This window comes from Gordonia sp. PS3 (genome assembly GCF_041950545.1).
GTDB classification, from domain to species: domain Bacteria; phylum Actinomycetota; class Actinomycetes; order Mycobacteriales; family Mycobacteriaceae; genus Gordonia; species Gordonia sihwensis.
This window is the reverse complement of sequence record NZ_CP169524.1, coordinates 1,392,726-1,406,752: the sequence shown is the minus strand read 5'-3', so window position 1 is coordinate 1,406,752 and position 14,027 is coordinate 1,392,726. Positions and strand designations below refer to the sequence as shown.

The 14,027-nt window shown below is 67.2% G+C and carries 14 protein-coding genes and 1 tRNA gene; 6 read left to right on the top strand and 9 right to left on the bottom strand.

What is annotated here, in order from left to right; all coding sequences use genetic code 11:
- Positions 1 to 18: 18 nt before the first annotated feature.
- Together ACE11G_RS06485 and ACE11G_RS06480 are read left to right on the top strand one after the other, a co-directional pair.
- Entirely contained in the window at positions 19 to 1,470 is a 1,452-nt protein-coding gene (locus tag ACE11G_RS06485) for an acyl-CoA carboxylase subunit beta (RefSeq protein ID WP_006895204.1), read from the top strand.
- Between the two features lie 272 nt (positions 1,471 to 1,742).
- Positions 1,743 to 2,261, top strand: coding sequence for a DUF3145 domain-containing protein (locus tag ACE11G_RS06480; RefSeq protein WP_045537680.1), 519 nt, complete (start codon positions 1,743 to 1,745; stop codon positions 2,259 to 2,261).
- Positions 2,262 to 2,348: 87 nt separating this feature from the next.
- Here ACE11G_RS06480 and ACE11G_RS06475 read toward each other — a convergent pair whose 3' ends face one another.
- The 7 genes from ACE11G_RS06475 to ACE11G_RS06445 all read right to left on the bottom strand — a co-directional run bounded on the left by ACE11G_RS06475 (position 2,349) and on the right by ACE11G_RS06445 (position 9,537).
- Complete coding sequence (locus ACE11G_RS06475) at positions 2,349 to 3,473, bottom strand: hypothetical protein (protein ID WP_062366626.1); 1,125 nt, start codon at positions 3,471 to 3,473, stop codon at positions 2,349 to 2,351.
- Between the two features lie 105 nt (positions 3,474 to 3,578).
- A complete protein-coding gene (locus tag ACE11G_RS06470) occupies positions 3,579 to 4,400 on the bottom strand; it encodes a serine hydrolase (RefSeq protein WP_062366625.1) in 822 nt (273 codons plus the stop codon).
- 11 nt (positions 4,401 to 4,411) lie between these two features.
- Positions 4,412 to 4,792: a hypothetical protein gene (locus tag ACE11G_RS06465; RefSeq protein WP_045537674.1), complete on the bottom strand. Its 381-nt coding sequence runs from the start codon at positions 4,790 to 4,792 to the stop codon at positions 4,412 to 4,414.
- Positions 4,793 to 4,819: 27 nt separating this feature from the next.
- Positions 4,820 to 5,698, bottom strand: coding sequence for a hypothetical protein (locus ACE11G_RS06460; protein ID WP_045537672.1), 879 nt, complete (start codon positions 5,696 to 5,698; stop codon positions 4,820 to 4,822).
- A gap of 120 nt (positions 5,699 to 5,818) precedes the next feature.
- Positions 5,819 to 6,949 carry an NDMA-dependent alcohol dehydrogenase gene (locus ACE11G_RS06455; protein ID WP_039866974.1) on the bottom strand — a complete coding sequence of 377 codons (1,131 nt, stop codon included), beginning with the start codon at positions 6,947 to 6,949 and terminating at the stop codon, positions 5,819 to 5,821.
- Between the two features lie 125 nt (positions 6,950 to 7,074).
- Positions 7,075 to 8,673, bottom strand: coding sequence for a fatty-acid--CoA ligase FadD5 (gene fadD5, locus ACE11G_RS06450; protein WP_006895192.1), 1,599 nt, complete (start codon positions 8,671 to 8,673; stop codon positions 7,075 to 7,077).
- Positions 8,674 to 8,736: 63 nt separating this feature from the next.
- Positions 8,737 to 9,537 carry an enoyl-CoA hydratase/isomerase family protein gene (locus tag ACE11G_RS06445; RefSeq protein WP_062366624.1) on the bottom strand — a complete coding sequence of 267 codons (801 nt, stop codon included), beginning with the start codon at positions 9,535 to 9,537 and terminating at the stop codon, positions 8,737 to 8,739.
- Between the two features lie 173 nt (positions 9,538 to 9,710).
- On the opposite strand from ACE11G_RS06445, the gene ACE11G_RS06440 reads away from it, so the two are divergent.
- Positions 9,711 to 10,973 (top strand): TetR/AcrR family transcriptional regulator, encoded by a 1,263-nt coding sequence (locus ACE11G_RS06440; RefSeq protein ID WP_278124198.1) that lies wholly within the window; start codon positions 9,711 to 9,713, stop codon positions 10,971 to 10,973.
- Here the strand turns inward: ACE11G_RS06440 and ACE11G_RS06435 are convergent.
- Complete coding sequence (locus ACE11G_RS06435; RefSeq protein WP_278124201.1) at positions 10,918 to 11,589, bottom strand: hypothetical protein; 672 nt, start codon at positions 11,587 to 11,589, stop codon at positions 10,918 to 10,920. The two genes, ACE11G_RS06440 and ACE11G_RS06435, sit on opposite strands and share 56 nt — an antisense overlap.
- 127 nt (positions 11,590 to 11,716) lie before the next feature.
- On the opposite strand from ACE11G_RS06435, the gene ACE11G_RS06430 reads away from it, so the two are divergent.
- The 3 genes from ACE11G_RS06430 to ACE11G_RS06420 all read left to right on the top strand — a co-directional run bounded on the left by ACE11G_RS06430 (position 11,717) and on the right by ACE11G_RS06420 (position 13,671).
- Entirely contained in the window at positions 11,717 to 12,856 is a 1,140-nt protein-coding gene (locus ACE11G_RS06430) for an acyl-CoA dehydrogenase family protein (protein WP_006895186.1), read from the top strand.
- A complete protein-coding gene (locus ACE11G_RS06425) occupies positions 12,846 to 13,535 on the top strand; it encodes a GntR family transcriptional regulator (RefSeq protein ID WP_006895185.1) in 690 nt (229 codons plus the stop codon). The genes ACE11G_RS06430 and ACE11G_RS06425 overlap by 11 nt, the downstream gene beginning before the upstream one ends.
- Before the next feature lie 64 nt (positions 13,536 to 13,599).
- Positions 13,600 to 13,671 (top strand) — tRNA-Asn (locus tag ACE11G_RS06420).
- Positions 13,672 to 13,764: 93 nt separating this feature from the next.
- Here ACE11G_RS06420 and ACE11G_RS06415 read toward each other — a convergent pair.
- Positions 13,765 to 13,995: a hypothetical protein gene (locus ACE11G_RS06415; protein ID WP_157225309.1), complete on the bottom strand. Its 231-nt coding sequence runs from the start codon at positions 13,993 to 13,995 to the stop codon at positions 13,765 to 13,767.
- Positions 13,996 to 14,027: the final 32 nt, after the last annotated feature.

Here is a 14,027-nt window from a genome sequence, read left to right as displayed (position 1 = left end):
CCCGCATAGGAGAACCCGATGACCACACTGGCACCCATCCCCGGCCGTGAGGAGGCGACGGATCCGCGCGATCCGTTGCTGCGGTTGACTAGCTTCTTCGACGACGGAACCGTCGAGCTGCTGCATCCCCGAGACAAATCGGGTGTGCTGGCGGCGATCGGCGACGTCAACGGTGTTCGCACCGTCTCCTATTGCACCGATGGCACCGTGATGGGCGGTGCCATGGGGATCGTCGGCTGCGCTCACATCGTGAACGCGATCGACACCGCGATCGCCGAGCAGGCGCCCGTCGTGGGCATCTGGCACTCGGGCGGCGCTCGACTGGCCGAGGGCGTCGAGGCCCTGCACGCTGTGGGGGGCGTGTTCGAGGCCATGGTGCGCGCATCGGGTTACGTGCCGCAGATCTCCGTGGTGGTCGGGTTCGCCGCGGGCGGTGCCGCGTACGGACCGGCCCTGACCGACGTCGTGATCATGGCTCCGGAGGGCCGGGTCTTCGTGACCGGGCCCGACGTGGTCAAGAGCGTCACCGGCGAGCAGGTCGACATGGAATCGCTCGGCGGACCGCACACCCACGGCAAGCGCTCCGGCGTCAGCCACATCACCGCTGACTCGGAGGCCGACGCGTACTGGCGCGCCCGCCGTCTGGTCGGCACGTTCTCGCAGCAGGGTCACTTCAACCGGGAGAAGGCGGAGGCCGGCGACACCGACCTGCGCGCACTGCTGCCCGAGTCGAATCGGCGCGCCTACGACGTCCACCCGATCGTCGAGGCCCTCCTCGACACCCAGCTCGCGGCGGACGGCGAGTCGGAGGTCACCACCTTCGAGGAGTTCCAGGCCAAGTGGGCCCCGAACATCACCGTCGGCTTCGGCCGCTTGTCGGGCCGCAGCGTGGGCATCGTCGCGAACAACCCGCTCCGGATGGGCGGTTGCCTGAACTCGGAGGCCGCCGAGAAGGCCTCCCGCTTCGTGCGCCTGTGCGATGCCTTCGGTGTGCCGATCATCGTCATCACCGACGTCCCCGGCTACCTCCCGGGCGTCGGCCAGGAGTGGAACGGCGTCGTGCGCCGCGGCGCCAAGCTGCTGCACGCGTTCGCCGAGTGCTCGGTGCCGCGTGTCACGCTCGTGACCCGCAAGATCTACGGCGGCGCCTACATCGCCATGAACTCGCGCGCCCTCGGCGCCACCGCTGTCTTCGCCTGGCCGGGCTCCGAGGTCGCCGTCATGGGCGCCAAGGCCGCCGTCGGCATTCTGCACAAGAAGACCCTCGCCGCGGCCCCGGAGGAGGAGCGCGAGGAGCTTCACGAGCGCCTCGCCCAGGAGCACGAGCAGATCGCAGGCGGCGTCGGCCGTGCCCAGTCGATCGGCGTCGTCGACGAGATCATCGATCCGGCCAAGACTCGCAGCATCATCGCCGAGGCCCTCGCTTCGGCGCCTGCCCGACGCGGACGGCACAAGAACATTCCGCTGTGACGCGCACTTGGAGCGCATGAGTTCGACGATGTCCCCGGACGCCTGTACGGCGCCGGGGACATCGTCGTTCCCGGCGGACTGCGCCGGCCCGTCGTCCGTCGCCCGTCGTCCGTCGTCCGTCGTCCGTCGTCCGTCGAGGAACACATCCGCACCAAAAAGAACTAGCGCAACACGCACATCACAAGGCATACTTTGTATCAGCAGTGTGATATCCGAGTTCCGGCGTAGGTGCGCTTGGGGAAGACGTTCCTCGTCGAACCGGAGGTGAAAAGGTGCGCAATCTGAATCAGTTTGCGGACATGACGAGCGGCGTGGTCTACATCCACGCCTCTCCCGTCGCGCTGTGCCCGCACGTGGAGTGGGCGCTGTCGTCGACTCTGAATGCGCGGGCCGACCTGAAGTGGTCCGAACAGGACGCCGAGCCCGGCCGCATGCGTGCGACCGTCGACTGGACGGGGCCGGTCGGTACCGGCGCACGGCTGACCAATGCGCTGCGCGAATGGTCCGGCCTGGTCTTCGAGGTGACCGAGAACCCCAGCGAGGGTGTCGACGGCGAACGCTTCTGCTATCTGCCGGGGCTGGGTCTGTGGCGTGGGTCCACCGGAGCCAACGGTGACGTGATCGTCGGAGAGATGCAGTTGCGCGCGCTGATGGACGCACAGCCCGACAGTGCCGGCCTGGCCGGAGAGCTCGACGCCATCCTCGGCACCGCGTGGGACGAGGGCCTGGAGAACTACCGCATGGGCGGTGTCGGCGCAGAGGTCACGTGGCTGCGCCAGCGGGTGGGTTGAACCGCCGCCGCACCCCGGTTCTTCGACAGACGACGGCCGCTCGGAGCGTTCTGCTCCGAGCGGCCGTCGTCTGTCGCGAGCTCTGTCCTAGGTACTCAGCGGGTAACGCAGCCGAGCCGTCACGGTGCCGTTCCAGATGTCGGAGACGATCTCGGACGCGCGAACCGGAATCACCCGGCCGCCCGTCTGCAGCACCCACACCGCGATGCGTGACAGCAGGTCGTAGCCGTCGTCGGCGTACGTGACGTCGCCCGTCTCGTTGTCCAGGCGCCCGAGGACGTCGACGGTGAAGTCGTACACCAGGGTGTCGACGTTGCCCGCGACCGCCGCCCGTGCCACATCCACGAGGTCGGTCGCGACGAGGCCCTTGGCCACGCCGTCGGCGATCTTCTCAACCGTCGCGTTGGCGCGGCGGGAGTTGATGTCCGCGAGTTCCTGGCGGATCCTGGCATCGATCTGCACCGCCGTCAGTTCGTCGGGGCTTCCGGGCACCGCGACGAGTTCGCGGAAGCCGCGGTCGAGGTTCCGGTACATGTCCAGCAGCGGATCGGCGGCGAACACGAACAGCGGGCGCTCGGCGGACGGGTCATCGGCGTCGATCGCCTTCACCACCACCTCGTGCACGCGTTTGGCGTACGTCTCGAGGAGCAGCTTGGTGCCCTCGTCGCCGTGCAGCCGACGGGCATGGATCCGTCCGCGCACCGTCGCGCGATTGGTGGCCTCCGCGACATCGCCGATGCCGTCTGCCTCCACCTCCATCTCCGACGCCAGCTCCGTTCCGGACGCCTGCCACAGGTTCCACCCGTCGGCCGACAGCGTCAGCGCGTAGGCGTCCTGCGGGGCCGCCGCCGCGCGCACCAGCTGCCCGACGTCGAAGTAGCTGCCGACCTGAAGCTGGTTCTCCAACTGGTTCGGGAGGACGAACATCTCCCCCTCTTCCGGAGTGATGAACACCGCCAGCGAGTGCGACAGCTTGCGCCACCCCTCGTCGGCGAGAATCGCCGTGGTCCTCTCGCGCAGGGCCGACTCCAGCGCGTGGTTCCCGCCGCCGTTGCGGAGCGACCGGATGGCGCGGTCCATCGCGCTCTTGACCGTGGTTCGGGCGAGATCGTACTGCGCGGCACTGGCCTGCGCATAGACGGTCACCGCGTGATCGCGCGGCGACCCGAGTTCGAGCAGCTCCGTCGTGGTCGGGAGTTCATAACGTGCCACGAAACGCCTCCTTCGGGTTCTCGGGTGCGAACGCGGCGACGACGCGCCCCCGCACCCGACTGACTCCACCCGGATGTGAGGCGAGACCGCGTCCTGGTTCCGAGGCTACCCGCCGGAGCCGTCGAGTTCGTCGAGTATTTCCTGGTTGAACTCACTCCAGAGGGGCTTGGCCCACGGCCCGAAAGGCCGGTCGGTGAGGACCACCGCGGCGGCCCGCCGATCGGGGTCCACCCACAGGAAGGTCCCGGCCTGGCCGAAGTGCCCGTGAGTCCGCGGGGAATGAGCGGGAGCCGTCCAGTGCGGGCTCTTGGTTCCCCGGATCTCGAAGCCGAGGCCCCAATCGTTCGGCCGGTGCTTGCCGTAGCCGGGGACGAATCCGTCGAGCCCGGGAAACTGCACCGACGCCGATTCCGCTGAGAGACCGGTGGAGATCAGCCGGGGTGCGAGCCGCTCGGCGGCGAACCGGGAGAGGTCCGCGACGGTCGACCGCGCACCGTGCCCGGCCGGACCGTACAGTTCCGTCGCCGTCAGTCCGAGCGGATCGCAGACGGCCTCGCGCAGATAGTCGGCGAAGGCGATGCCGGTCTCCGCTTCCACCGCTTCGGCGAGCACCTCGAATCCCGCGCTCGAGTAGATCCGCTGTTCGGCCACGCCGGCGACCACCTGCCGGCTGTCGAAGGCCAGGCCCGATGCATGCGCCAGCAGGTGCGCGACGGTGGCTCCGGGCGGGCCGGCGGGAGTCCGCAGATCGATCGCGCCCTCTTCCACCGCGACGAGCACGGCCTGCGCGACGAGGAGCTTGGTGACCGACGCGAGCTCGTACACGCGGGCGAGGTCGCCGAACGTTCCGGCGGTTCCCTCCGCGGTGAGCACGGCCGCGGAGACGTTGTCGACAGGCCAGTCCGAAAGCGTCTCGAGTGATCTCACGCCTACCGACCCTACTCACCGGCACGATCGCGCGTTCGGTGTCCCGGCGTGGCGGGATCCCGCTCCGCCCTGATGATGTTGACCGACCGCGCGTAGACCGACTCCACTGTCAGCACCACCGCGCACAGGATCGCGATCGTGCCCGGTACGAAGACCAGCAGATCGTCGATCCTGTCCCATGCGGCCGGACTCCACAGCGCGACCCACGTCAGCATCAACGCCACCACCGTCGAGAGTTCGCCGAGAAAGCTCACCACCACGAACAGCAACGCGGCCCGCCGATGACGCCGCACCGACGTACGCGAGAAGTGGAAGTTGGCCGCGAACGCCAACAGCAGGACCGCGAACAATGACAGCAGTAGCCCGAGATCGTCACTCGTCAGCTCACGCACGGCACTCCCCGTCTCCGATCGGTGCGGTCAGCGGACCGGCGTCGGCGTGCCTGCGGGAGCGGGCGTCTCGACATCGGTGTTGACCGAGGGCTTGCCGTCGGAGCCCGTCGTGAACTGGTCGTCGTCGAGCGTGGAGGTGACGTCGTCGACGTCGCCGAGCACGGCGTCGACCCGCTCCACCGGGATCCCGCAGTTGTTGATCGCCTCGGAGACCCACTTCTTCGTCAGCCGGTCCTTGCCGTCAGCGTGCGCCTGGTCCACCGTGCCGTCGAGTATCGTCGCCGACCGCCGGAGATCGGGTACGTCGGCGCAGACGTGGAAGACCGAACCGCCCTTGGTGTAGTACACGCGGTTCTTGCCCGTCAGCTGCTCGACCACATTGGTCTCGACGCCGTACTGCTCCACCGAGGGCGGATCCCAGTCGGCGCCGGCCAATCCGACCAGAGCCGCGACGACGATCGCCACTGCGCCCGCGATCCCCTTCTGCTTCCCGTCCATGTCCTTGTTCAGGAAGATCAGGACGATCAGCGGGAGGAAGGCGATCACCGTGACGATCACGCCGAGCTGGTTCTGAACGAAGAATCGGACCCGGTCCTTCTCGGACGCCGGATCGTAGCGATTGGCCTTCTTCCACAGCAGCGATCCGGCCAGCGCGAACGCGCCGATGACGACGATCATCACGATCAGCAGCCACATCCGGAGCGGATCCTGACGCAGCACCCAGAAGATGGTGACGAGTTCACCCGCGATCGCAACTGTCCACAGCACTGCGGCGACGATGCGCAGAGTCAGAGCCGTCGACTTCGCCTCCGGCGAGGCCGCCCAGGCTCCGCCCTCGACGGTCTCGCGCTCGGCGATCTCCGCTCCCCGCTCGGCACGTGAACGCGAGCTCCTCTTCTCGGTCATCTCTCCCCTTCGCCGCCGGCAGTCGGACCTCCGGCCGCTGCCCGGGCCCACTGCATATGAAGATCCGCCGGCCCGATGAGCCGGCGGATCTTCAGGATGTCAGAATCTCGCGAGCGGGGCCTAGCGATCGGCGTCGGTGTAACGGATGACGCCGCGGATGTTCTTGCCGTCGAGCATGTCCTGGTAGCCCTCGTTGATCTGGTCCAGACTGTACTGGCGGGTGATCATCTCCTCGATCTTGAGCTTGCCGATCTTGTACATCGACAGCAGATTCGGGATGTCGAGCTTCGGGTTGGCGCCGCCGAAGATGCTGCCCTGCAAGTTCTTCTGCAGCAGCGTCAGCATCGACAGGTTGAGCGTGACCTGGTTCTCCATCATGTTGCCCATGCCGGTCAGCACGCACGTGCCGTTCTTGGCGGTGATGCTCAGCCAGGTGTCGACGTCCTCGCCGTGCACCTCGCCGACGGTGACGATCACCTTCTGGCACATCCCCCACTCGGTGGCGTTACCGATCTCGTTCATGGCCTCCTCGACGGACGCGAAGGCATGAGTCGCACCGAACTTCAGGGCCTGCTCACGCTTCCACTCCACCGGATCGATGGCGAAGACGTTGCGCGCGCCGGCGATGACCGCACCCTGCAGGGCAGCTGTTCCGACGCCACCGACGCCGATGATCGCCACATCCTCACCCGGGCGGACGTCGCCGCTGCGGGTGGACGATCCGTAGCCGGTCGGGATGCCGCAGCCGCACAGTGCCGCGACCTCGAACGGGATCTCCTTGTCGATCTTCACCGCCGACGCCTCGTGCACCACCATGTACGGGCTGAACGTGCCGAGGAGGGTCATCGGGTACACCGGCTCACCGGCGGCCGTGTGGATGCGGAAGGTGTGGTCGGAGACGGCTTCGCCCTGCAGCAGCATGGCACCGAAGTCGCACAGGTTGGCCACGCCCGCCTTGCAGGAGCGGCACTTGCCGCACGACGGGATGAACGACAGCACCACGTGGTCGCCGACCTCGAAGTCGGTGACGCCCTCACCGATCTCCTCGACCACACCCGCTCCCTCGTGACCGCCGAGGATCGGGAACCCGCCCATCGGAATGCCGCCGGTCATCAGGTGATGGTCCGAGTGGCACATGCCCGCTGCTTCCATGCGGATCTTGATCTCGTGCGCCTTGGGATCACCGATCTCGATCTCTTCGATCTTCCACGGCGTGTTCAGCTCCCGGAGGATGGCGCCCTTGGTCTTCACAGTCATTTACCTCGATTTCGAATCCCGTTGCGGCGAGGCCGCATCCCACAGATGACGTACGGCCTCAGCCGCATCTGCTAGTGAGGGTAGTCACTTCTCGACAAAAATGAAACACGTTACAGTTCTCAATTCTTGAGTCCGGCGTCTTTGCTGCCGTACGCCTCTCGCAACTGCGGCTTGACGACCTTTCCGCCGGCATTGCGCGGCAGTTCGTCGACGATGACGAGATCCTTCGGGTGCTTGAACCGCGCCAGATTCTCGTTCAGGAACGGTTCCATCTCCTCCAGCGTCAGGTCGTCGACCCCGTCGGCGAGGACGACCACCGCGACCGGCACCTCTCCCCACTTCTCGTGCGCGCGGCCGATGATCGCGGCCTCGGCGACCTTCGGGTGGCCGAAGAGCACGTTCTCCACCTCGGCGCAGTAGATGTTCTCTCCCCCGGATATGATCATGTCCTTCGCTCGGTCGACCACGTAGAGGAAACCCTCCTCGTCCTGACGCACCAGGTCGCCGGAGTGGAACCAGCCTCCGGCGAAGGCGTCCGCGGTGCCCTGCGGGTTCTGCCAGTAGCCGGCCATCAGGTTGGGGCCGCGGTACACGATCTCGCCGACCTCGCCCTGCGGCACGTCGTTCATCGCGGCGTCCACCACGCGCGCGGTGACGCACGGGACGACCTTCCCGATGGAGCCGAGTTTGCGCAAGGCGTCCTTGCCCTCGAGCACGCACGTGATCGGCGACATCTCGGTCTGTCCGAACACGGCCACGTTCATCGCGTCCGGGAAGGTCTCGTTCATAGCTCGCAGCACCGTGTCCGAGGCCGGCGCAGCGCCCCAGCTGACCACGCGCAGCTTGAGCTCGCGGGGACGTGCCTGCTGCGCGGCGCACACCGCCTGCCACTGCGCGGGCACCAGGAAGATGGAGGTCGTGCCCTCCGCCTCCAGGACGTCGAGCATCTGCTCGGGATCGAAATTGCCGAGCGGATGAATCACGGTGGTCGCACCCATGTAGAAGGTCGGCGTCATCGCACCGAGCGCCGCGATGTGGAACATCGGGGCGACGCAGGACGCGATGTCGTCGGATGCGGTGTTCAGCGCCTGAATGCACGTGACCGCCTGCGCCTGCAGATTCTGGTGCGTCAGCATCGACCCCTTCGGCTTGCCGGTGGTGCCGGACGTGTACATGATCAGGGCGACGGTGTCCTCCGGCACGTCGATATCGGGCAGCGGCTCACCCTGCTCGGACACAAGATCCTCGTACGCCAGGTGCGCGGGGTTCGCGACGTCGCCGACCGTGATGATCTCCTCGACGGAGCCGGTGATCTGCGAGACGGCGTCGGCCAGCGGGGCCAGCATCGTCTCGGTCGCGATCACCCGGGCACCCGAGTCGGAGACGAGGAAGGCCACCTCGGCGGGTGCCATCCGGATGTTGACCGGGACCGGGATCGCCCCGATCAGATTCGCGGCGAGCGTGAGTTCCACGTACTCGGTCCGGTTGAGCATCAGGACCATGATTCGATCGCCGAATCGCACACCGCGGCGCAGCAGCGCCGCCGCCAGCGAATGCGTCCGGTGGTCGAGCTCCCGCCATGTGGTGCTCTTGCCCAGGAAACGCAAGGCCACCCCGTCCGGGCGGGTCTCGGCGTGTCGGCGGACCTGGTTGTTCCAATGGTTGCGGCGCGAACGGAGCGGTTCGTCGGTGAGCGTGAAGCCCAGGGTCTCGGTCATGTCATCTCCTATCGAGGTGCGGAAATAGCGGGCGCGGCGAGAAGCACGGGTGACGCCGGTCGGTCAGCGGCCGGCGACGAACGACGTCAAGGCGGACTGGAACTCCGGCGACTGGAGGAGCTCGGTCTGACCGGAGATCTCACGCTCGAGCGCCTCGTCGAATCCGCTCAGCGAATGGCGGTCGAGAGCCGACTTGGTCAGCGCGAGCGCGCGCGGGGAACGGCGGGCCAGTCGTCCGGCAACCCGGTCGACGGCCGCCGCGAGCCCGGCCGGGTCATCGAAGAACGCCGTGATGAGCCCGGCGTCGTACGCATCGGCGGCCGACAGCTTCTCCCCGAGCAACGCCATCGCGTTGGCCCGAGCACGGCCGACCGCCGCGGTGAACAGGGCCGACGCTCCTCCGTCCGGCATCAGGCCGATATTGACGAATGCGAGCATGAAGTAGGTGCGGCTGGTGGCGTAGACGAGATCGGCCGCGACAGCCAGCGACGCGCCGATGCCGACTGCGGCACCGTCGAGCGCGGCGATCACCGGCATCGGCAGCCCCCGAACCGCGCGGACCAGATTCGACCCGTTCTCGATGATCGCCCGGGAGGCGGCCTCGTCGAAGCCTCCCGAGCCCCGCGCGTCCTGCGCCATCCCCGCCACATCGGCTCCCGCGCTGAACGATCCGCCTCGACCGGACACGATCACCACGCGGACGTCGGGACTCGCCGCCCACTCGTCACACAGGGCGATCACGCGCGCGGACGCGGGCCCGTCGAGTGCGTTCATCTGCCGGGGCCGGTCGATCTCCAGACGCGCGATCCCGTTCGCATCGATGCTCGCCCAGACCCCGTCACGGCACTCGGCCTCGCTGATCATCGCGCTCCTCGACTCGGTGAACCCTGGCAATCGCCCCCACCGTAGCACCGGAAGTGATCTACGTCATGCGAATGTAAATTAACTTACCACCCTAATAATTGTCCTCTACCAGCTTGTTCTCTCTTCTAGGTTTCCAGATTCATCGCAACGGAGGTTCGCTAGCATCGTTTCTCATGGAAACCGGAGACGACTGCGGCACCGCCGAACGCACACGCAGACGCCCGGCCGACAGGCGGGAGGTGATCCTTGCTGCCGCCGCGCGCAGTTTCGCTTCGTCCGGATTCCACGCCACCCGCCTCGGGGCGATCGCCGACGAGGCCGGAATCTCAGCGCCCGCGCTGTACAAGCACTTCTCGGGCAAGTACGAACTCTTCGCTGCCTCGCTGATCCATCTGGCCGGACAACTGGCCGCCGCGGTCGCCGCGGTGCCCTCCGAGGACGACCCGCGCAGCGAACTGCTCGCCGTCGTCCGGTCGATTGCCGCCAACGCGCTCGACAACCGCGAATCCGGGAACGTCTACCGGCGCGAACCCCGGCTGTTGCGGGGAGACGATCGCCGACGCCTTGCGGAACTGTCGGCGACGACCCGGAACCGGCTCACCGCACTCCTGCGCGGAATGCGCCCCGAAGTCGACGACCGGACCGCGCGGATTCTGGTGACCGCCACCCTGTCCGTCGTCGCCAGCCCGGTGACGCACCGGATCGGTCTCGCCCGTCGTACCGTCCTCGACGTCCTGTGCGCGGCAGTGGAGACTCTCATCGATCTGGACCTGCCAGAGCCGCAGCCCGCGGCCGGCACTCGGGGTCTCGCCCCGGCCGGTCGGCGCGAGACGATCCTCACCGAATCGATCCGACTGTTCGCCGACCGCGGGTTCCATGACGTGACCCTCGAGCAGATCGGCGCCGCCGCCGGTCTTCCGCCGTCCGGCGTGTACCGCCATTTCCCGTCGAAGAACGCGATTCTCGCCGCGGCCCTGTGGCGCGGCTCGGAACGCACCACCGCCGCGATCGCCGAAGGTCTGGCACACGCGAACACTCCCCGCGAGGCACTCGTCGCGCTCGCCGCCGAGTACAGCGCACTGTGCGTCGGCGACCCCGGGATCATGACGGTCTACCTGCGCGACACGGGAGTGCTCGATCCCGCCGATCAGCGCGCGCTGCGGCGTCAGCAGCGCGTCAACGTCGACGAATGGGCGACGTGGCTGCAGCGCGCCCGGCCCGGGGTGGCCCCCGGCGTCGCCCGATTCCTGGTGCACGCGGCACTGAACGTCGCCACTGACCTGACGATCGCCGACCGCGACCTCGATGCACCGACCATCGCGGTCGTCGTCACGGCGGTGCTCACCGGCGAGACCGCTTCGGCACAGACCGTCGGGGCGCTCACACCACCGACAGATCCGACAGCTTCCACGAATCACCGTCGCGCGACATCATGATCTTGATGCGCGACTGGTAGTCGATGCCCTCCTTCGACGCATCGGGCGCCAGCGGCGTCTTGACGTTCTGGTCGATCGCGACCAGGACCACCGCCTCGTCGTCGGAGATCGACACGACTCCGGCTTCCCTGGCCACGGCCGTTCCGGTGGCCTGCGCGGCGTCGTTGCCCTCCCGCGCCTGCTGTGAGGATCGGATGTACCGGTCGGCGAAATCAGGCGTCGAGATCGATCGGATCCGCTTGTCGAGATCGGCGTAGTCGCCCGCCGAGTACGTCAGCACGGTGGTCGCGTACTGCTTCGCTGCGACGATCGCCCCCTGCTCGTCTGAGCGCCCCGAACCCGCCGAGTCCTCCGAGACGAGCAAGTAGGCGAGGATCCCGACGACCACCACCAGAAGCGCCGTCGTCGCGGCGAACGCGATGGCGAGCTTGCGCGGCGAATCGGCCGGTCCGCCGACACCGATCTCGATGAGATCCTGATCGCCGTCGGCCTTCTCGACGCGCTCTTCGTCACGGATCCGGGCCCGGCGTTCGCGGTTCTGCGCCAACAACTCCGCTCGGTCCGGGTCCGTTGCTTCCGGCTTCGTCGCTCGTTCGTCGTCGCTGCTGTCGGCCATGATCACCCACTGTAATGATGCGCGAAGGATGGTCGTATGTGACACATGCCACTTCACCGATCGCTAGATATATGTGATACGACTTGTAGGGATCTGTTTCATTCAGCCGATGTCAAGGAGTCACCCCGTGGTCGAATTCACCCCCGAACAGGCAGCTTTCGCGCAGGCGGTCGCCGACTTCTGTGAGCGCGAGGTCGGCACCCGGCAGCGGCGAGACGCACTCACCAACAACGGGACCGAGGCCCACTCCGACGAGCTGTATCGGAAGATGGCCGGCCTCGGCTGGGCCGGAATCAACGTGGCAGAGGAATTCGGCGGCGCCGGCGCGGGCAACGTCGAGATGTGCATCTTCCTGGAGGAGGCCGTCCGCGGCCAGGCTCCGATCGGCGCGGTGGGCCCGACCCTCATCACCGCTGCCGCGTACGCCAAGTTCGCGCACGACGACCTGCGGCGCGAGGTGCTCGCGGGCGTGGTCGCGGGCGACTCACTATCGATCTCGATGTCCGAACCCGAGGCGGGGTCGGACGTCGGCGCCCTGACCTGTCGCGCGGAGAAGGTCGAGGGCGGCTGGAAGATCAACGGGCAGAAGACCTGGTGCTCCAATGCACACTTCTCGAAGAGCATCCTTCTCATCGCCCGCACCGACCGCTCCGGCGGAAAGCACGAGGGTCTCACCCAGTTCCACGTCCCGGCCGACACTCCCGGGCTCAAGATCAGCGGTATCGACACGCTCGGCGGCCGCGAGGTGAACGACCTCTACTTCACCGACTGCTTCGTTCCCGATTCCGCAGTCGTCGGCGAGGTCGGCAACGGGTGGCGCCAATTGATGTCCGGGCTCAATTCCGAGCGCCTCATCCTGGCGGCGATGCAGTTGGGACTCGCGCGACGCTCATTCGACGACACTCTCGCCTTCATCACCGAACGCAAGCAGTTCGGTCGCCCGGTCGGCTCCTTCCAAGCGCTGCGCCATCGGATGGCCGACCACGCCACGGAGATCGCGTGCACCCGGGAGCTCGTCTACAGCGTCGCCCGGGCCGCGGATGCTCATCCGGACCGGCTGATGCCGCGGGAGGCGTCGATGGTGAAGCTGAAGGCAACCGAGACGAGCAAGAAGATGACCATCGACGGGATGCAGATGATGGGCGGGTACGGCTACGCCACCGAATTCGACGCCGAGCGTCTCATGCGGTCGGCGATCATCTCGACCGTGTTCGGCGGCACCAACGAGATCCAGCGCGACATCATCGGAAAGACCTATGGCCTCTGACGCCACCCCGGTCCGTCAGCGGCGACGCCCGCAACTGTCCGAAGAGGTCGCGTCGATCCTCCGGCACAAGATCATGACCGCCGAGGTGCTGCCGGGAGCGCGGATTCGCATCGACGAGACCGCCGTGGAACTGGGCGTGAGCGTCACCCCGGTCCGCGAGGCACTGCTGACCCTGCGGGGCGAGGGCATGGTCCTCCTCGCCCCGCATCGCGGCTACGAGGTCGCTCCGCTCACTCGGACCGACGTCGACGATCTGTTCTGGCTCCAGGGCGAGGCCGCGGCACGGATCGCCCGTCGCACGGCGCGGGTGGTGACCAGTGCGCAGATCGACGAGCTCGCCTGGGCCAACGCCCGGTTCCGCAGCGCCGTGAGGTCAGGCGATCACGAGGACCTCACCGATGCGGAATTCGAGTTCCACCGCACGCACAATCAGATCAGCGGCAATACGAAGCTGGCCTGGGTGCTGCTCAACACGACCCGCTACACACCCCACGCGCTGTACGCGTCGGACCCTGAGTGGGGAGAGCTGACCGCGAACCTGCACGACGAGCTGATCGCCGCCTACCGATCCGGTGACCCGGACGCTGCGGCCGAGTGCATCCGTCGGGAGTTCACCGACGGCGCCGCGCGGCTGATCGCCCATCTGTCGCAGACTCAGATTTGGCAGAACGCCCCCTGAACTGCTGTTTTGCACTCTCCCGGAGACATGGGATAGAGTCTGTTCTCGTTCGCAACGAGAGCAATCCCCCATAGCTCAACGGCAGAGCACTCGACTGTTAATCGAGCGGTTATTGGTTCGAATCCAATTGGGGGAGCGTAAGAGACCCCAGGTCAGAACTACTTTCTGGCCTGGGGTTTTCTCTGTCCGGGAGACAAATCCCAGGAATATCCCAGGAATTGCCAGCCATCTACCGCCAGTGAACGACGAACCGGTCCCGGTCCGACGACTCCCGCAACGGCAGGATGTCGACGTGATCGATCACCGAAGCGATCAGTGCACGCCGGTCCTCGAGCGGCGTCGATTCGTCCGCCCACCATTGAACGACGTCCTCGTCTGTCAGCGACGGAAACCGGTCCACGACGTCGATCAACGCCAGCGACGACTCCGCCTCCGCGCGCACTTCTCGCGCGGCCGCCACGCCGGCCTCAAACGCCGCGGACAGGACCTCCA